Genomic DNA, 17,162 nt, shown 5'->3' on the forward strand with positions numbered 1-17,162 from the left:
ATCGTGACGGACCCCTTGCAGCCCCTCGTCGATCTTCCAGGCGTACGCGCCGCCGCCGATCATGCGCGCGATGCTCTGGGTGAGGTTCATCGGCACAAGACCAACCGTCGCGGTTGGCCCACCACTGCCGCCGAAGCCGCGGTTCGTGCCGCGCGCGCTTCCGCATCGCTCGCCGGTGGCACCACCGAATTGCCGACCGAGGGCATGGCCGGTGATCCGATTCTCGCGGGTGCTCTGCGCGTGGCTCAGGCTCTCGACGGCGACAGCCTTCCGCTCATGGAGTCGACGTGGAAGCGCGCCCCACTTCAGGCTCTGGCCCGGCTGCACCTGTTGGCCGCGGCGGATCTCGTCGAGGACGCAGATCAACTGGGGCGGCCACGGTCGGATCGCGGAGTGGGGGAGCGGTTGGACGCTCTCGCCCAACTCGTTACAGGCGGAACCAGTGCACCGGCACCTGTTCTGGCGGCCGTCGTACACGGAGAACTCTTGGCGCTGAGCCCGTTCGGCACCGCTGACGGCATCGTCGCCCGCGCGGCCTCGCGTCTGGTTGCGGTCTCGTCGGGACTGGATCCGCACAATCTCGGGGTCCCCGAGGTCAGTTGGCTTCGGCGGCCACAGGCGTACACGGACGGCGCGGCAGGATTCGCTTCGGGAAATCCGGCGGGCGTCGGCAGCTGGGTGATTCTGTGCTGTGGTGCTCTCGAAGCCGGTGCGCGAGAGGCGACTTCGATTGCCGACGCCGCTACCGGATAGTCCGGCAAATTGCGCCTGTCGGAACATAACGAACGGGCGGCGCTGCCGATAAATCGACTTCGCCGCCCGTCAGCACGGACTACTCGTTACCAAGCGTGCTCGGTGGGTTGTGTGGGTGGCCTCGGCGAGGGATCGCGCTTTCTGAGGTCGTCCCCGCAACCTGTGCGGGGTCCTCGCTCAAATTGAACGAATCTCGCAGGCCCACAACGCTTCTGCCCTTATAGTGGCTTGTGCTCCGCGTGGGTGCCCTAGTGCCCGTGCTAGGAATTTCGGTTGGGGAAACGGTCCTTCTCTTCCGAGCCGTTCCTGGCCTTCCGTTCTTCCGTAACTCCTTTGTACCCTGTGTCCGGGCTCACAGCAAGTACCAATTTTTGTTTGTGGGCCTTGGATTTCAGCGTTTCCGGCGCAGTAGCCCGAAGGTCATGGCGCCGGCCACCAGAGCTGCGATTCCCACCGCAGCGGTAGTGGCCACCGTGGTCGTGGACTGGGCCGACAATCGGGCACGAAGTGAGACCGGATTCGAGAAAGTCAGTATGGGCCAACCGTTTACGGCCGCTTCCTTGCGCAACGCTCGATCGGGGTTGACTGCGGTCGGATGTCCGACAGCCTCGAGCATGGGTAAATCCGTCACCGAGTCGGAGTAGGCGTAACTGGCGGCGAGGTCGTAACCGTACTCCGCGGCGAGTTTTTCCATGGCTTCGACCTTGCCGGGGCCGTAGCAGTAGAAGTCCACCTCGCCGGTGTAGTGGCCGTCTTCCTCCCTCATCGACGTCGCGACGGAATGGGTGGCGCCGAGGGCGCGGGCGATCGGTGCGACGATCTCTTCACCCGAAGCAGACACGACGATGACGTCGTGTCCACGCAGCTTGTGATCTGCGATCAGATCGGCCGCCTCGGCGAAGACGAGTGGATCGACGATGTCGTGCAGAGTCTCCGCGACGACGGCCTTCACCTGTTCCACGTCCCAGCCCGCACACATCGCCGTCAGATGCTCGCGCATGCGCTCCATCTGATCGTGATCGGCGCCGGACAGTAGAAACAGGAATTGCGCATAGCTGCTCTTGAGAACCGAGCGTCGATTGATCAGACCCTGTGCGAAGAATGGCTTGCTGAACGCCAGGGTGCTCGACTTCGCGATGATCGTTTTGTCCAAATCGAAGAAAGCGGCTGTCCGCCCGGTATTCAGTCCGTTCGCAGGCTTGTCGGTCACAGGATTGAGGATAGTCCGACAGGCGGTTCGTGTGCTCTTCGGCAAGCGTCCTCTTTCGGCGAAAAACAGCAGTTCAGTGCAGCTCAGGCTTGCATTTCTCGCCGATGGCGGGTGTAAGATCGTTGCTGTTCGATTCGTTCGAACTAGTTCAGCCCGACCCCCCGGGGCTGAACTCAGACGGCCCCCGCCTCCTCCCCCCATTGGCGGGGGTCGTCCTCTGTCTCAGGCCTGTTTCTCCCCAACCTCCCAGTTGTCCACAGGGTTGTTCGGCCCACTGTTTTCGGTGCCGGTGCTCGTTCAGGCTCTGCAGTCATGAACACGACGATCAGCTCTCAGGAAACCGGGGCTCCCATTCTGGTTCTCGTCGACGACGCGAAAATCCTCGCGAGCGTGCGACGCGTCGCTGCCGCGGTGGACCGCCGGCTGGACGAGGCCGAACATCCCGTGTCCCGGCAACAGTGGAACCGGGCCTCGACGGTGGTACTGGACGCGTCGGCGGCGCGAGATGCTCTGGCTCGTTCCCCCAAGCGAACGCGAGTGTTCCTCGTATGCGACGGCACACCGACCGTCGACGATTGGAAGAGCGCCACCGCCATCGGAGCCGACAGCGTTCTGTCCTTGCCCGAGGAAGAGAACGCGCTGGTCGCAGTTCTGGCCGATCACGTCGACGTCAGTGGTGACGGCACCGTCGTGAGCGGGGTGGGTGGTTGTGGCGGCGGCGGAGCCTCGGCAACTGCTGCGGCTGTCGCGTTGACGTCGGCGGCACGTCACGTCCCGACGCTGTTGGTGGACGTCGACGCACTCGGTTCCGGCGCCGACGTGCTGTTGGGTATCGAGACTGCTCCCGGATTACGTTGGGGTGCACTGACCGTCGAGGGCGGGCGGTTGTCCCCGGAGGCGCTGCGCGATGCACTGCCGGCGAAGGGAAAGTTTCTGAGGGTTCTGGCGAGCAGTCGCCGGGAGATCGACGGTCCGACAGTGACCGCCGTTCGCGCCGTGCTGGACGCAGGTCGCAGTTCCGGCGGGCTCGTGGTCTGCGACGTGCCACGTCATCCCAGCGAGGTAGGTCAGGCCGTGTTGGAGATGTCGGATTCGGTGCTCGTGGTGGTTCCGGCCACCGTGGCCGCATGCGTCGCGGCCGAGAAGGTCGGAGCCTGGGTGGTGCGACACAACTCCAACGTCGGGCTCGTCGTGCGTGGGCCGGCACCGGGAGGCCTACGCGGCGCCGATGTGGCAGACATGCTCGGCCTGCCCCTGACGGCCGTGATGCGCGGCCACCGATCGCTGGCGCCGATGCTCGAGCGTGGTGGCCTCGAATTGACCCGCGGTTGTCCGTTGAGTGTGGCGGCAACAGCGGTACTCGACGCCGTCGAATCCGGCGCACGCCCGCGCAGGGCTGCGGCATGAGTGCGTTGGTCACGGCCGAACTGCTCGACCGAGTTCGCGAGCGATTGACGGCGTCGTCGGTCGGCGAGCCGACGGCGGCCACCGTTGCCGATGCCGTGCGAGCCGAGTCCTCCGGCGTTCTGGCGGACACGGATCTGTTGGAGGTCGTCAGGGTGCTCCAGACGGAACTGACAGGCGCGGGGCCGCTCGAACCTCTACTGCACGAACCCGGGGTCGCCGACGTACTGGTGACCGCGCCGGATCAGGTCTGGGTGGACCGCGGGGTCGGCCTCGAAAGGTCGGGGGTCCGGTTCACCGACGAGGCAGCCGTGCGTCGACTGGCGCAGCGGTTGGCACTGTCGGCAGGTCGACGCCTCGACGACGCCCAACCGTGGGTCGACGGCCGCCTGCGGGGCGTCGGCGACGGGCACTTCGGGGTGCGACTTCATGCCGTACTCGCACCCGTGGCCCAGGGTGGAACCTGCGTGTCACTGCGAGTGTTGCGGCCCGCGACCCAGGGTCTCGACGCCCTGTCCGCCCACGGCGCCGTGGAACCGGACGCGCGGGAGCTCCTCAATCGCATCATTTCTTGTCGCTTGGCTTTTCTGGTGATCGGCGGGACCGGTGCGGGAAAGACCACGTTGTTGTCCGCCATGCTCGGCGCGGTCGACCCGCGCGAGCGAATCGTCTGTGTCGAGGACGCGGCCGAACTGGCGCCGCCGCATCCGCACGTCGTCCGCCTCGTCGCCAGAGCTCCCAACGTCGAGGGCGTCGGAGAGGTGACGGTGCGCGATCTGGTTCGGCAGGCACTACGAATGCGTCCCGATCGCATCGTCGTCGGTGAGGTCCGCGGCGCAGAGGTGACTGATCTGCTCACGGCGATGAACACCGGCCACGACGGCGGCGCCGGCACCGTTCACGCCAATTCGCCCGAAGAGGTGCCGGCCAGACTCGAGGCGTTGGCGGCGCTCGGCGGGATGGATCGCCACGCGTTGCACAGTCAACTTGCCGCGGCAGTTCAAGTGATCCTGCACATGCACAGATTGGCTGACGGATCGAGGCGTCTCGAACAGATCGGTGTCATCGACCGCGGTGCGGACGGGTATGTACGAATCATGCAGGCGTGGCCGGACGGCGGTTCGGGTCGTGAGCGGCTCGAGCGGATGTTCCGGCTTCGCAATCGAGAGGTCGGGACGTGACGGTTTCCCTCTTGGCCTTCGCGTTGGCGGTCTCGATTGCGCCGGTGCGGGATTCACGTGCTCGGCTCGCCACGTACACCCCGAGCGTCCGCAAGCCCTCCCGGCAGATTCCGTGGCAGTTCGTCGCCGCATTTCTCGCGATTTCGGCCGCGTGGATCCTCGGAGGTCTTCCGGCAGGGTGTGCGGCTGTCGTCCTCGCCGGGACCCTGATCCTCCGTGGCCGACGCGCGAATGCAGCCGAAACCCGGGACCTCTCACAGAAGATGCTGCTCTCCGGTCTGGAGGTGCTGATCGCCGAGCTGAGCGTCGGCGCGCATCCTGCAGCGGCCAGTTCTGTTGCAGGCGAGGAATGTACCGGAGAAGTGAGTGCCGTATTCCGTTCCGCTGGGGCCAGGGCGCGTCTCGGTGGTTCTGCCGCAGCGGCCTTCGCGGTACCGGATTCGTGCATCGAGCGTGAGTTCTCCCGCATCGGATCCGTCTGGCGGGTCGCAGACCAACACGGGCTGGCGCTGGCGGAACTACTCGGCGCCGTCCGGACGGACATGTTGGGACGTAGACGCTTTCGTCAGCGTACCGAGGCCGGGTTGGCGGGCGCTCGGGCGACCGCTGCGGTGTTGGCCTTTCTCCCGCTGTTGGGGATCGGTCTCGGGCAATTGATGGGGGCTTCGCCGCTGCGCGTGCTGTTCGGAGGTGGGCTCGGCGGCGTGCTCCTGGTGATCGGAACCGCTTGTGTCTCAGCGGGTCTGCTCTGGACCGACCGGATAGCTGCGAAGGTCACGTCGTGAGTTGGGCATCCGTGGTGATGATGGCGTTGGCGCTCGCGATCATTCCCGATCGGCGCGGTGCTTCGGCCAGGGCGGCAGAAATTCTCTTCGCGGACACAACAACAGAAAATTCGGTTTCAGTCCCGGACAAGCCGGATCCACTCGCAGTTGCCGCAAGTCTCGACCTTCTCGGGGCCTGCCTACGAGCGGGGCTTCCCGTCTCCGCCGCGATCACAGCGATGGCGTCGACGGCACCGAAACCGATGGCCGACTCGCTTCGTCGCGTCGCCGACCTTCTGGCGCTCGGTGCCGATCCGGACGCCGCGTGGAGCGAGGCCGCTCTCGATCCCGATACCGAGGCGCTCGCCAGAATGGCTCGGCGTTCCGCCCGTTCGGGTTCGTCGCTGTCCTCGTCCATGGCCGAACTCGCCGAGCGCAGTCGAGGTGACGCCGAGGATCTTGCTGCCGCCGCAGCCGAACGCGCGGGAGTGCTGATCAGCGGTCCACTCGGGCTGTGTTTCCTGCCGGCGTTCATCGCCTTGGGCATCGTCCCGGTGGTGATCGGGCTTGCCACGACTGTGCTCGGTAACGGCCTGCTGTGAGCCGGATCCGAGTGAAAGCTCCTGCGGCAGAAGTGCTGCCACAGGTTTCGATTGAAGGGGGAGAAATGATTTCGAAGACGTTGAGGACGGTGTCGGCCAGATTTGCGCTGTTGGTTGCCGAGGACGACGGCATGTCCACCGCGGAGTATGCGATCGGCACGATTGCGGCTGCCGCATTCGGTGCCGTCCTGTACACGGTTGTCACTGGCGACTCCATTGTCTCGGCGCTGACAGGCATCATCGACAAGGCGCTCAAGACAGCTGTGTGATGTTGTCCACGAGAGGTATTCGGCAAGCCGACGACGGCGCCGTGACGGTGGAGGCCGCGATTGCTCTGGCTTCGATCGTCACGGTGGTCGTGCTGTGTGTCGGTGGAGTCCTGGCGGTGTCGATGCAGGTTCGGTGTGTCGACGCCGCTCGTGAGGCCGCGCGGTTGGTGGCACGTGGTGATCGTGAGTCTGCGGTCGCCACGGCCCGCCGGATCGCACCCGAAGATGCGTCGATCTCGGTGGAGATCGTGGACGGTTTTGCCGTTGCCGTTGTCAGCGCCGAGAGTGCGTTGCTGCCGTTGATCGACATTTCTTCCGAGGCGGTGGCAGCTGTGGAGTCGGGAGTGGAGGAGGGGTGAACCTACGTGACGACGAAGGTGTTGCCACGGTTCTGGCGTGCTGCGTTCTGGCGGCGATCGTGATGGTGACCGGCGGGATGCTGCATGTCGGTTCCGCAGTGGTGGCTCGGCACACGGCTCAGTCGGCCGCTGATCTTTCGGCTCTCGGCGGTGCGGGCGCCTTGGACGGCGGCGACGAGTCGGCGTGTGAGATGTCCGCGGTGATCGCGGAGCGGATGCGCACGGTGCTCGAGGAGTGCGAGGTGCAGGGTTGGGATGTATTGGTCGAGATACGCGCACCGGTGTTGTTGTCGGGCTTCGGGATCGGGGATGCGCAGGCTTACGCGCGTGCGGGTCCGGTCAGCTGATGGTGTCGATCACGGCGGTCAGAACCTTGACCGCGCCGTCTTTGTCGAGTGGGTCGTTTCCGTTGCCGCACTTGGGTGAATAGACGCAGGACGGGCAACCGTGAGCGCACTCGCAGGACAGTATGGCGTCGCGCGTCGCGGTGAGCCATCGGGACAGTTCGCTGTGCCCTCGGTCGGCGAACCCGGCGCCGCCGGCATGACCGTCGTAGACGAAGACGGTCGGGAGTCCGGTGTCCGCGTGCATCGCGGTGGACACTCCGCCGATGTCTCCGCGGTCGCAGATCGCCACCAGTGGCAGCAGGCCGATTGCGGCATGTTCGGCGGCATGCAGTGATCCGGGGAACCGTTCGGGCGGGACCCCGATGGATTCGAGGAGTTCCGGCGTGACCGTGTACATCACTGCCCTGGTGGGCAAAGTGTGTGCGGGCATGTCGAGTTCGATCGAGTCGAGGACTTCACCCGAAGTCAACCGTCGTAGGTATCCGACGACTTGATGTGTCACCTCGACCTGGACGAGAGCGACGGCGATGTCGCCGTAGTTCTTGTGCTCGAGTTGTTCGGTGATCGTGATTTCGGTGGTCTCGCGGGCCGAGGTGGTCCAGTCCGGATTCTCGGTGTGTACCAATGCGAGTCCGACGTCGAGGTCCAGTTCGTCGACGACGTAGGTCTCGCCTTGATGGATGTGCACGGCGCCGGGATGAACTGTGGCCGGAGCGCGGCCCGCGTCGACAGTGCCCAGCATCCGGCCGGATTCCCCGTCGACAATGGCCACCTGAGTTCCGATGCCGCCGCGAATGTCCAAAGAGCCGTGGGGGTTCGAATCGGCGGTGACGAACCATCCGTGCTTTCGGCGCCGGATCTTGCCTTCCTCGGACAGTCTCGTCAGAACCTCGAGAGCCCCGAACGCGTCCACCTCGGCATCGGAAAGTGGGAGTTCCATTGCAGCGCAGAGAAGTTGTGGTCCCAGGACGTACGGATTTCCGGGATCTGTCACCGTCGCCTCGACGGGTTTGTCGAGTACCGCTGACGGATGGTGAACGAGGTAGGTGTCGAGTGGATCGTCGCGGGCGATCAACACGACGAGTGAACCCTCGCCGCGTCGCCCGGAGCGACCGGCCTGCTGCCAGAACGAGGCAACGGTCCCCGGGAAGCCTGCCACGACAACGGCGTCGAGGCCTGCGATGTCGACGCCGAGCTCCAGCGCGTTGGTGGTGGCTGCGCCCAGCAGCGTGCCGTCGGCGAGCGCAGCTTCCAGTTCGCGTCGGTCCTCGGCCAGATATCCGGCGCGATACGACGCGACTCGCTCGGCGAGGTCCGGGTCCACCTCGGCGAGTAGACGTTTGGTGGCCATCGCGGTCAGCTCGGCGCCGCGGCGGGAGCGGACGAAGGTGAGAGTGCGGGCGCCTTCGATCATGAGGTCGGCCATGATCCGCGCGGCTTCCGCGCCCGCGGGACGTCGTACCGGGCTACCGTTTTCGCCGGTCAATGCCTCCAGTAGCGGTGGTTCCCACAGGGCGACGGTGCGTGGGCCGTGCGGCGATCCGTCTTCCGTGACCTCGGTGCAGTGTGCGCCTATGAGCCGCGAGGCCGCCGCGCCGGGATCTGCTGTGGTCGCGCTGGCCAGGATGAAGGTGGGTTCGGCGCCGTAACGGGCTGCAATTCTGCGTAATCGCCGGATCACGAGCGCGACGTTGGATCCGAAGACTCCCCTGTAGGAGTGGCATTCGTCGATGATCACGTATTTCAGGTTGCGGAAGAAGTGTGCCCATCGCTGATGGGTTCTGAGCAGAGAAATGTGGATCATGTCGGGGTTGGTGAAGAGCCAGCGTGAGTTCTCACGTGCCCAAGTGCGGAGTTCCTGCGAGGTGTCGCCGTCGTACGCACTGGCGTTCGTGCTGCGAAGTTCGACGTCGAAGTCGGTGAGGGACAGCACTGCTCGCAGTTGATCCGAGCCCAGCGCTTTGGTGGGGGAGAGGTACAGGGCAGTTGCGAGCGGATCGGTCGCCATGGCCGTCAGCACCGGGAGTTGGTACGCCAGTGACTTACCCGACGCCGTACCGGTGGCCACGACCACGTGTTTTCCCTCGTGAGCGAGGTCGGCGGCCTCACTCTGGTGGATCCACGGGGACCGCACGCTGTGCTCGGCGAGCGCACGTACGACGCTGGGGTGCACCCACTCCGGCCATTCGGTGAACTCGGCTACGCGAGCAGGTAACTGCGCGGTGAACATCAGTGGTTTTTCGCTTCCACTGACCCCGGCGACGACCCGATCGAGCAGCATCTGCCCGTAGGTCTCGCCAGGCTTCCCTCCCGGGGCGGGAGTCGGGGAAGGTGCGTTCACGTGACTCTCCGGGCTCGGCGTTGGGGTGTGGCGGCAATCGGAAACTGTCGCTACCTGCAGTTTTGATGATACGCAACGGTCGGCGGTCTTGGTGGAACCGGGTGCTCGGCGCGCGCGCGGGAAACCACGATCGTGGGCTGTTTTTCTCGTAGCGAACTTTTAACGTTTTTAGTTCCCTTTTCGACTGTTGTGCACGCGGAGAACATGGTTGACTGACAATCGGTCGCAGCTTCTGTGTTCGTAGGCTTGAGAAAGTGCACGCTCGCAGGATCGTTGTTGCGGGCGCGGTGCTCTGCCTTTCCTGAGGGGGAAATAAAGACGTACAGCGGTCGGAACCGGCCCGGTGGACTGTAAGGGCTGTTCACCGAATCCGGTGTTAGAAAGAGAAGGAAAAGCATGGCACAGGGCACTGTGAAGTGGTTCAACGCTGAAAAGGGCTTCGGCTTCATCGCTCCCGAAGACGGTTCCGCAGACGTCTTCGTTCACTACTCCGAAATTCAGGGCAACGGCTTCCGTACCCTCGAGGAGAACCAGCGTGTGGAGTTCGAGGTCGGCCAGGGCACCAAGGGTCCCCAGGCTACCGGCGTTCGCGCGGTCTGATTTTTCCGCTCACTCGCTGAGCGATTAGTTCGGACAGTATTTGTCCCCCATCGCATCCGTGCGGTGGGGGACAAATCTTTTCGGGCTGAGCCAGTCTTTCTCTGTCCGAGGTAATGCACGCAGCTGTCCGACCACGGCCGGTCGTCTATGCCGTCAGTACCTTCGTGGCTTACGTTTCACTCTGTGAGCCAACTGTCCTTTTTCTCTGCCGAGTCGATTCCACCTGCCGTGACGGACCTCGCCGGAATGCTGGCCGGACCGGGGCAGGTCGTGACCTCGGAGGATCGCGCGCGGATCTCGATCGTCGTGGATCGGGACTGGAGAGCACAGGCCGTTGCCGAGTTGATCGCGCAGTGCGGACTCGGGGCCGAGGTGACGCGTAGCGAAGAAGGCAGCCCACTCGTCCGAACTCAGTCGACGCCCGCACTCCTTCCGCTGTCCGTGCAATGGACCAAGGGAGCAGTGAAGGCGGTGCCGGTCGGGTGGGTTCCTAATTCTCGCCAACTCCGAGTGTGGGCCGTCGCCGCCGGCCGACTCGAAGAAGGCGGTGAACGATTCGTGTTCGGCCTCGACCCCCATGCGAAGGAGACACACGCACCGCTGGCTCAGGCCTTGATGAGGGTTGGTATCGCGCCGACTCAACTGGGTAACCGGACACCGGGTCCGGGGCTCCGTGTGTCGGGAAAGAAGAGACTGACAAAGCTCGTCGAATACCTCGGTGAGGCGCCGAAACACGTCGACACCTCGGTCGCCTGGCCACACGTCTGACAGTGCTCATGCCGCGTGTCCGACGGAGCCCATACTGTACTGATCTGCACGAATGTCTTGCGGGTATGTCACTCTGTAAAGAGAGACACGGGGTATAACTTGCTCCACACGTCTAGTTCTGAAGATCTGCCGACGGCAGTGAACGTCCAAAGGAAGGCTCGGGCAGCAGGTGGCTAAAGCGGACAACGGCAGCGGTCAGGGAGCGTCCGGTAACCCTCGTCGCCTCGTGATCGTCGAGTCACCGACCAAGGCGCGCAAAATCGCTCCCTACCTCGGTAAGGACTACGTCGTAGAGGCATCGGTCGGTCACATTCGCGACCTCCCGCGCGGCGCAGCGGACGTTCCGGCCAAGTACAAGGGCGAGTCGTGGGCCCGTCTCGGCGTCAACGTCGATCACGACTTCGAGCCGCTCTATGTCGTGAGCCCGGAAAAGAAGGGCAAGGTCGCCGAACTCAAGTCTCTGTTGAAGGACGCCGACGAGCTCTTCCTCGCAACTGACCCCGACCGCGAGGGCGAGGCAATCGCCTGGCATCTCCTCGAGACTCTCAAGCCCAAGATTCCGGTTCGTCGAATGGTCTTCCACGAGATCACCGAGCCGGCAATCCGTGCTGCCGCCGAAGACACCCGCGAACTCGACACCGACCTCGTCGATGCTCAGGAAACCCGCCGCATCCTCGACCGTCTCTACGGTTACGAGGTCAGCCCGGTTCTCTGGAAGAAGGTCATGCCGAAGCTCTCGGCCGGCCGCGTCCAATCGGTGGCCACTCGCGTCATCGTCCAGCGTGAACGCGAGCGCATGGCGTTCAAGTCGGCGTCGTACTGGGACATTTCCGCGACGCTCGACGCCGGTGCAGAGGCCAGCCCGCGTAGTTTCGGTGCTCGCCTGGTCTCCGTCGACGGTTCGCGTGTCGCCTCCGGCCGTGATTTCGGAGCTGACGGAAAGCTCAAGGGCAGCGCGGTCACTGTGCTCGACGAGGCATACGCGCGTCGTCTCGCGGAAGCATTGCAGGGCGTCGACCTCACGGTTTCCTCCGCCGAGGACAAGCCGTACACCCGCAAGCCTTACCCGCCGTTCATGACGTCGACGCTCCAGCAGGAAGCCGGACGCAAACTTCGTTTCACGTCCGAGCGTGCAATGCGCATCGCACAGCGTCTGTACGAAAACGGCTACATCACCTACATGCGTACCGACTCGACGACTCTCTCGGAGTCGGCGATCGCTGCCGCTCGTGCGCAGGCCACCGAGTTGTACGGTCCGGAATACGTGCATCCGACGCCGCGTCAGTACACCCGCAAGGTCAAGAACGCGCAGGAAGCCCACGAGGCGATCCGCCCCGCCGGCGACGTGTTCCAGACCCCGGGTCAGCTGCACTCCAAGCTCGATTCCGACGAGTTCAAGCTGTACGAACTGATCTGGCAGCGGACCGTCGCTTCGCAGATGGCCGACGCCCGCGGTACGACGTTGACGCTTCGCATCTCCGGCACGGCAGGCACCGGCGAGGACTGCACGTTCTCCGCTTCGGGTCGCACCATCGTGTTCGCCGGCTTCCTCAAGGCTTACGTCGAGAGCGTCGACGAAGAGGCCGGCGGTCAGTCCGACGACGCCGAATCCAGGCTTCCGGTGCTGGTCAAGGGTCAGGAAGTCACGGCCACCAAGCTTGATCCGGACGGACACAGCACCAACCCACCCGCTCGCTACACAGAAGCCAGCCTGATCAAGACGCTCGAAGAACTCGGCATCGGCCGTCCTTCGACCTACTCGTCGATCATCAAGACCATTCTCGATCGCGGATACGTCTACAAGCGTGGCAGCGCGCTGGTTCCGTCCTGGGTGGCGTTTGCCGTCATCGGGCTGCTCGAGGTGCACTTCGGCCGGCTGGTCGACTTCGATTTCACGGCAGGAATGGAAGACGATCTCGACGCGATCGCCGGCGGCCGTGAGCAGCGCGGCAACTGGCTGAGCAGCTTCTACTTCGGCGGCGAGACAGGCGCTGAAGGTTCGGTCGCCCGCGAGGGCGGGCTGAAGAAGATGGTCGGTGTCAATCTCGAGGAGATCGACGCTCGCGAGGTCAACTCCATCCGACTGTTCGACGACGCCGAGGGTCGCGAGGTTCACGTGCGCGTCGGCCGGTTCGGGCCGTATCTCGAGCGCATGGTTCAGAATCCGGACGATCCCGAAGGCGATCTGATCTCGCAGCGGGCAAATCTTCCCGATGACCTGCCACCGGACGAGCTCACTCCCGAGTACGCCGAGAAGTTGTTCTCGACGCCTCAAGAGGGCCGCAAGCTGGGCGTCGACCCACTGACGGGCCACGAGATCGTCGCGAAGGAAGGCCGCTTCGGTCCCTACGTGACCGAGATCCTGCCCGAACCGCCGGCCGAGCCGGAACCGGACATCGTTCCCGTCACCGCTCCCGAGCCGGAAGAAATCAGTTCGGGCAGTACCAAGACTGCGGTGAAGAAGGCCGCAGCCAAGAAGGCACCCGCGAAGAAGGCTGCCAAGAAGGTCGCGGGCCCCAAGCCGCGGACGGGATCGCTGCTCAAGTCCATGGATTTGGCGACGATCACCTTGGAAGATGCGCTGCGTCTGCTGTCGCTTCCGCGCGTCGTGGGTGTCGACCCCGAATCGAAGGAAGAGATCACCGCGCAGAACGGCCGTTACGGTCCGTACCTGAAGAAGGGCACGGACTCACGCTCGCTCGCCAACGAAGAGCAGATGTTCACCGTCACGCTCGACGAGGCGCTCAAGATCTACGCCGAGCCGAAGCGTCGTGGGCGTCAGGCGTCGGCAACGCCTCCGCTGCGTGAGTTGGGCGTCGATCCGGTCAGCGAGAAGCCGATGGTGATCAAGGACGGCCGTTTCGGTCCGTACGTCACCGACGGCGAGACCAACGCCAGCCTTCGCAAGGACGACGACGTCGAATCCATTTCTGATGCTCGGGCGTCGGAGTTGCTGGCTGATCGTCGTGCGCGCGGCCCGGTCAAGAAGAAGGCAGCAGCCAAGAAGGCTCCGGCCAAGAAGGCCGCTGCCAAGAAAACAGCCGCAAAGAAGGCCCCGGCAAAGAAGGCCGCCGCCAAGAAGGCTCCGGCGAAGAAAGACTCGTAAGGCTTCGTCGGTGCCGACGGTTAGGGTTTTTGCATGAGTACTGAAGTGGCCGAACGAGGTGTGTTCGGTCGGCTGGTGGGTCAGCACGACGTCGAGCAGAGCCTGCGTGATGCTGCACTGTCGGCTCGTGGCGATTCCAGCGGCTCGGAGATGACCCACGCGTGGCTCTTCACCGGGCCACCCGGCTCTGGTCGTTCGGTGGCTGCTCTCTGCTTCGCCGCTGCCCTGCAATGCACCTCCGACGGTGCACCAGGGTGCGGTGAGTGTCATGCGTGTACGACGACGATGGGTGGAACCCATGGCGACGTACGACGGATCATCCCCGACGGCCTGAGCATCAGCGTCAAAGGCATGCGCGAGATAGTCAACATCGCTTCGCGTCGACCGACGACGGGGCGGTGGCAGGTGATCGTGGTCGAGGATGCCGATCGTTTGACCGAAGGCGCAGCCAACGCCCTCCTGAAGGTTGTCGAGGAGCCGCCGGACCGCACGGTCATCCTGCTCTGCGCGCCGACGACCGATCCGGAAGACATGTCTGTCACCCTCCGATCGCGGTGTAGGCACATGCCGTTGGTGACGCCGTCCGTCGAATCGATCGCTCAGGTACTGATCGACCGCGACGGGCTGGATCCGGAACGGGCGAGAATCGCCGCATCGATCAGCGGCGGACATGTCGGTCGGGCGCGGCGCCTCGCCACCGACGAGAGCGCGCGCGACGAGCGTCAGCGTTCGCTTCGGCTGGCCGCCGACGCGATCGGTGCTTCGACGGCGTACAAGGCCGCAGAGAACTTGGTGAAGTCGATCGAGGCTGACACCAAGGCGTTCTACGCCGAACTCAAGGAACAGGAACTCGAGGAGCTCAAGGTCTCCTTGGGTGGCGGTGGAACCGGCAAGGGAACAGCCGGGACTCTGCGCGGATCGGCTGGTCTGATCAAGGACCTCGAAGCGCGCCAGAAATCGCGCGACACCCGGGCCCGCCGCGATCTTCTCGACCGGACGCTGATCGACCTGGCCGGCATGTACCGGGACGCGCTTTCCTATTCGCTGGGGTCGACGTCGACGGCGACCCATCCCGACATGGCTCGGCAGGCCGCCGAGTTGGCTGCACGAACGTCCCCGGAGGGGTTGCTCAAATGCATCGAAGCGGTGCTCGAATGCCGCGAGGCCGTCGACTTCAACGTCAAGTTGCAGTGGGCGCTCGATGCGATGGTTGCCTCCATCGGAGCCGCTTTCCGACCCCCGTTTTCGCGATCCGGGGGTTGACCAGATAGACTCGCCACCGCCGAAAGGCACGCTGCCTTAGCTCAGTCGGTAGAGCATTTCACTCGTAATGAAAAGGTCGAGAGTTCGATTCTCTCAGGCAGCTCAGCCAAGAGCCCCACACCCGGAAATCCGGATGTGGGGCTCTTGTCGTTAGTTCCCAATTCTTGCGTATGTGCGGTTTATCCTGAGTTTGGCGAACACGTGCCTGAACAGGGGAGACCTCGATGTCGGATCAGAACTGGGGACCAGGCCAACCATCGCAGAATCAGCCGCCGTACGGGCAGATGCCGCCGATGCCGCCGCAGGGTTATCAGCCGCCGACGCCCGCCTATCCGTACGCAAGCTGGATCTCGCGGGTGTTCGCGTCAATCCTCGACGGCTTTGTCGTTCCGCTCCCCGGCGTCATCCTCGCGGGCATCGGAGCAGTGATCGCGTTCTCCGGATCCGAAGTGACCACATACGACGACGGCAGCGTGAGCGCTGAAGGCGGCAATCCGGTCGGCGTGATCGTCATGGTCGTCGGCATACTGGCGATCTTCTTGATCGAGGTATGGAACCTCGTCTTCAGACAAGGGAACACCGGACAGACGCTCGGCAAGAAGTGGCTGGGAATTTCGGTGATTCGGGAGTCCGACGGTGTACCGCTCGGCCCGGTTATGGCGCTGCTTCGTTGGATCATGATGGCGATCCTGGGTGGGGCATGCTTCCTCAACTATCTCTGGCCGCTCTGGGACTCGAAGCACCAGTGCTGGCACGACATGGTGGTCCGGTCGGTAGTCGTTCGCGCCCGCTAGTCGCTGCCGGGGTCTCTTACAGTGGGTGCCATGGAGTTGGAAGCGGTCACAAGTCGACGACGCTCGCTGGCCGCACCCGTCGGTGTTGCTGCAGTGGCCGTGACGGCCGCCGCGGTACTCCACTTCCGTGATCCCCACAGCGCGGGTAGTTACGGCGTTTGTCCGATGTACGCGTTGACGGGATTGTGGTGCCCGGCGTGTGGTGGCCTTCGTGCGGTCAATGACCTGACTAATCTGGATATTGGCGCCGCAGTGTCCAGCAATGCCTTGATCGTGCCGTTTATCGCGGCGTTGGTGATCGCGTGGATCGGTTGGACAGTGCGCCGTTGGAAAGGCACGCGGGATCGCATGATCGTGCTTCGGCCGACTGTGACGATCGTGGTGCTCGGAGTTCTCGTTGCATTTACGGTTGTTCGAAACACCCCGTGGGGGAGCTGGCTCGCGCCGGCGTGACGGTAAGAGGTCGACATGGCACTGCAGGTTTTTTCGCTCATCGTTCTGCTCGGCGCGCTGATCATCTTGATTCCGACGGCACGACGGGTCTTCGGCAAGAAGGACGACGAGTAGGCCTCGACAACTGGGCCCGCGCGGCACATGCTGGCGGTATGGCTGATTCGTTGAAAGCCCGCGTCAAGGAAAAGTTGCTGAGGCAACTCGCCGAGGACGGTCGGCACCCGATTCAGGAAGCTGAGGGTGACGATCCGCGGTTGGTGTCGATCAACGACGATCTCGAAGCGTTGGAGCAGGCCGAGGAAGGCGATCCGATCGTCGAAGAACTGGCCGAGAGGTACTGGGTTCCGTGAAGTTAACCGACCGCAGTGCTCTGACCTGGCGATTTGGTGTTGTGTTGATCTTCGCGTAACTTTGTCCAGGTCAGAGCGACACGGACACCGACTCCCACCTGCGAGGGTGAGTGACACGAGGTTGTACGAAGTGCCTGACCAAAATCTGAAGTAGTTTCCATCGTGTATGGTTGTGCTTCACCTCCAGTTCTTCCCCGAATGTTCAGCGGTTTGCGCCGATGATCAGGTTGGGATAGGCTGGAAAAGTTGCCCCGGAGCGGCGGCCATAGGGTCGTGGTGATGGTGTGTGCGTGTTCTTTGAGAACTCAACAGTGTGTCGATGAATGTCAGTGCCAAAATTTTTTTGGTACTTCACATCCGCGAATGATCAACCGCCTCTTGGGGTTTGGTTGGTTTGTGTGTGGTGTGAGTATTTTTCGTCGGTGATTGTTCATTCTTCCGTCTGAATGGTTGCCGACACATTTTTTTGCTAGTTGAGTTTTTTGCTAGTGATTTGACTCTTTTTGTCTATGACTGATTAGCCGGCCTTCGGGTTGGTGATATCTAGAGTCTTCAACGGAGAGTTTGATCCTGGCTCAGGACGAACGCTGGCGGCGTG

General features: G+C 63.7%; 17 protein-coding genes and 1 tRNA gene. 16 read left to right on the forward strand and 2 right to left on the reverse strand.

The features are described from left to right. Positions 1-3 precede the first annotated feature (3 nt). Positions 4-753 carry a hypothetical protein gene (locus ASU23_RS16235; protein ID WP_003946100.1) on the forward strand — a complete coding sequence of 250 codons (750 nt, stop codon included), beginning with the start codon at positions 4-6 and terminating at the stop codon, positions 751-753. A gap of 391 nt (positions 754-1,144) precedes the next feature. Here ASU23_RS16235 and ASU23_RS16240 read toward each other — a convergent pair whose 3' ends face one another. Continuing rightward, positions 1,145-1,963 (reverse strand): HAD-IB family hydrolase, encoded by an 819-nt coding sequence (locus ASU23_RS16240; protein WP_003946123.1) that lies wholly within the window; start codon positions 1,961-1,963, stop codon positions 1,145-1,147. A 312-nt stretch (positions 1,964-2,275) separates the two neighbouring features. Between ASU23_RS16240 and ssd the strand changes: the two genes are divergently transcribed. From ssd to ASU23_RS16275, 7 genes are all read left to right on the forward strand, one after another. Beyond that, on the forward strand, positions 2,276-3,370 hold the full coding sequence (gene ssd, locus ASU23_RS16245) for a septum site-determining protein Ssd (RefSeq protein WP_058038257.1): 1,095 nt from the start codon (positions 2,276-2,278) through the stop codon (positions 3,368-3,370). Then, a complete protein-coding gene (locus ASU23_RS16250) occupies positions 3,367-4,548 on the forward strand; it encodes a TadA family conjugal transfer-associated ATPase (RefSeq protein WP_058038258.1) in 1,182 nt (393 codons plus the stop codon). Before ssd ends, ASU23_RS16250 begins: the two co-directional genes overlap by 4 nt. Beyond that, entirely contained in the window at positions 4,545-5,333 is a 789-nt protein-coding gene (locus tag ASU23_RS16255) for a type II secretion system F family protein (RefSeq protein ID WP_058038259.1), read from the forward strand. The genes ASU23_RS16250 and ASU23_RS16255 overlap by 4 nt, the downstream gene beginning before the upstream one ends. Further along, positions 5,330-5,914: a type II secretion system F family protein gene (locus tag ASU23_RS16260; protein ID WP_058038260.1), complete on the forward strand. Its 585-nt coding sequence runs from the start codon at positions 5,330-5,332 to the stop codon at positions 5,912-5,914. Before ASU23_RS16255 ends, ASU23_RS16260 begins: the two co-directional genes overlap by 4 nt. Before the next feature lie 65 nt (positions 5,915-5,979). Beyond that, the gene (locus ASU23_RS16265) at positions 5,980-6,183 is read left to right on the forward strand and encodes a DUF4244 domain-containing protein (RefSeq protein WP_007732448.1); all 204 of its coding nucleotides are present in this window, start codon (positions 5,980-5,982) and stop codon (positions 6,181-6,183) included. Then, a complete protein-coding gene (locus ASU23_RS16270; RefSeq protein ID WP_058038261.1) occupies positions 6,183-6,542 on the forward strand; it encodes a TadE family type IV pilus minor pilin in 360 nt (119 codons plus the stop codon). Before ASU23_RS16265 ends, ASU23_RS16270 begins: the two co-directional genes overlap by 1 nt. After that, on the forward strand, positions 6,539-6,889 hold the full coding sequence (locus ASU23_RS16275; RefSeq protein ID WP_007732450.1) for an Rv3654c family TadE-like protein: 351 nt from the start codon (positions 6,539-6,541) through the stop codon (positions 6,887-6,889). The genes ASU23_RS16270 and ASU23_RS16275 overlap by 4 nt, the downstream gene beginning before the upstream one ends. Here ASU23_RS16275 and ASU23_RS16280 read toward each other — a convergent pair. Further along, a complete protein-coding gene (locus tag ASU23_RS16280; protein ID WP_030535671.1) occupies positions 6,882-9,170 on the reverse strand; it encodes a DEAD/DEAH box helicase in 2,289 nt (762 codons plus the stop codon). The two genes, ASU23_RS16275 and ASU23_RS16280, sit on opposite strands and share 8 nt — an antisense overlap. A 456-nt stretch (positions 9,171-9,626) precedes the next feature. On the opposite strand from ASU23_RS16280, the gene ASU23_RS16285 reads away from it, so the two are divergent. From ASU23_RS16285 to ASU23_RS16320, 8 genes are all read left to right on the forward strand, one after another. Beyond that, positions 9,627-9,830, forward strand: a complete 204-nt coding sequence (locus tag ASU23_RS16285; RefSeq protein ID WP_003946117.1) for a cold-shock protein — start codon at positions 9,627-9,629, stop codon at positions 9,828-9,830. A gap of 183 nt (positions 9,831-10,013) precedes the next feature. Next, complete coding sequence (locus ASU23_RS16290; protein WP_003946106.1) at positions 10,014-10,598, forward strand: hypothetical protein; 585 nt, start codon at positions 10,014-10,016, stop codon at positions 10,596-10,598. A 169-nt stretch (positions 10,599-10,767) separates the two neighbouring features. Beyond that, entirely contained in the window at positions 10,768-13,704 is a 2,937-nt protein-coding gene (gene topA, locus ASU23_RS16295; RefSeq protein ID WP_003946104.1) for a type I DNA topoisomerase, read from the forward strand. Positions 13,705-13,737: 33 nt separating this feature from the next. After that, on the forward strand, positions 13,738-14,967 hold the full coding sequence (locus ASU23_RS16300) for a DNA polymerase III subunit delta' (RefSeq protein WP_019746652.1): 1,230 nt from the start codon (positions 13,738-13,740) through the stop codon (positions 14,965-14,967). A gap of 30 nt (positions 14,968-14,997) precedes the next feature. Beyond that, positions 14,998-15,070 (forward strand) — tRNA-Thr (locus tag ASU23_RS16305). A 121-nt stretch (positions 15,071-15,191) separates the two neighbouring features. Then, positions 15,192-15,761, forward strand: coding sequence for an RDD family protein (locus ASU23_RS16310; RefSeq protein WP_021342696.1), 570 nt, complete (start codon positions 15,192-15,194; stop codon positions 15,759-15,761). A gap of 30 nt (positions 15,762-15,791) precedes the next feature. Then, a complete protein-coding gene (locus ASU23_RS16315) occupies positions 15,792-16,214 on the forward strand; it encodes a DUF2752 domain-containing protein (RefSeq protein WP_058038266.1) in 423 nt (140 codons plus the stop codon). 152 nt (positions 16,215-16,366) lie between these two features. Then, a complete protein-coding gene (locus ASU23_RS16320; protein ID WP_003946112.1) occupies positions 16,367-16,564 on the forward strand; it encodes a hypothetical protein in 198 nt (65 codons plus the stop codon). Positions 16,565-17,162 lie beyond the last annotated feature (598 nt).

Origin of the sequence: Rhodococcus sp. KB6 (assembly GCF_001445685.1) — a bacterium.
Classification (GTDB): Bacteria; Actinomycetota; Actinomycetes; order Mycobacteriales; family Mycobacteriaceae; genus Rhodococcus_F; species Rhodococcus_F qingshengii.

Excerpts from the sequence above, each read along its gene's own strand:
- ssd (WP_058038257.1), top strand. The coding sequence starts at position 2,276 with ATGAACACGACGATCAGCTCTCAGGAAACCGGGGCTCCCATTCTGGTT.
- ASU23_RS16250 (WP_058038258.1), top strand. The coding sequence starts at position 3,367 with ATGAGTGCGTTGGTCACGGCCGAACTGCTCGACCGAGTTCGCGAGCGA.
- ASU23_RS16265 (WP_007732448.1), top strand. The coding sequence starts at position 5,980 with ATGATTTCGAAGACGTTGAGGACGGTGTCGGCCAGATTTGCGCTGTTG.
- ASU23_RS16270 (WP_058038261.1), top strand. The coding sequence starts at position 6,183 with ATGTTGTCCACGAGAGGTATTCGGCAAGCCGACGACGGCGCCGTGACG.
- ASU23_RS16280 (WP_030535671.1), bottom strand. The coding sequence starts at position 9,170 with ATGCTGCTCGATCGGGTCGTCGCCGGGGTCAGTGGAAGCGAAAAACCA.
- ASU23_RS16285 (WP_003946117.1), top strand. The coding sequence starts at position 9,627 with ATGGCACAGGGCACTGTGAAGTGGTTCAACGCTGAAAAGGGCTTCGGC.
- ASU23_RS16300 (WP_019746652.1), top strand. The coding sequence starts at position 13,738 with ATGAGTACTGAAGTGGCCGAACGAGGTGTGTTCGGTCGGCTGGTGGGT.
- ASU23_RS16310 (WP_021342696.1), top strand. The coding sequence starts at position 15,192 with ATGTCGGATCAGAACTGGGGACCAGGCCAACCATCGCAGAATCAGCCG.
- ASU23_RS16315 (WP_058038266.1), top strand. The coding sequence starts at position 15,792 with ATGGAGTTGGAAGCGGTCACAAGTCGACGACGCTCGCTGGCCGCACCC.
- ASU23_RS16320 (WP_003946112.1), top strand. The coding sequence starts at position 16,367 with ATGGCTGATTCGTTGAAAGCCCGCGTCAAGGAAAAGTTGCTGAGGCAA.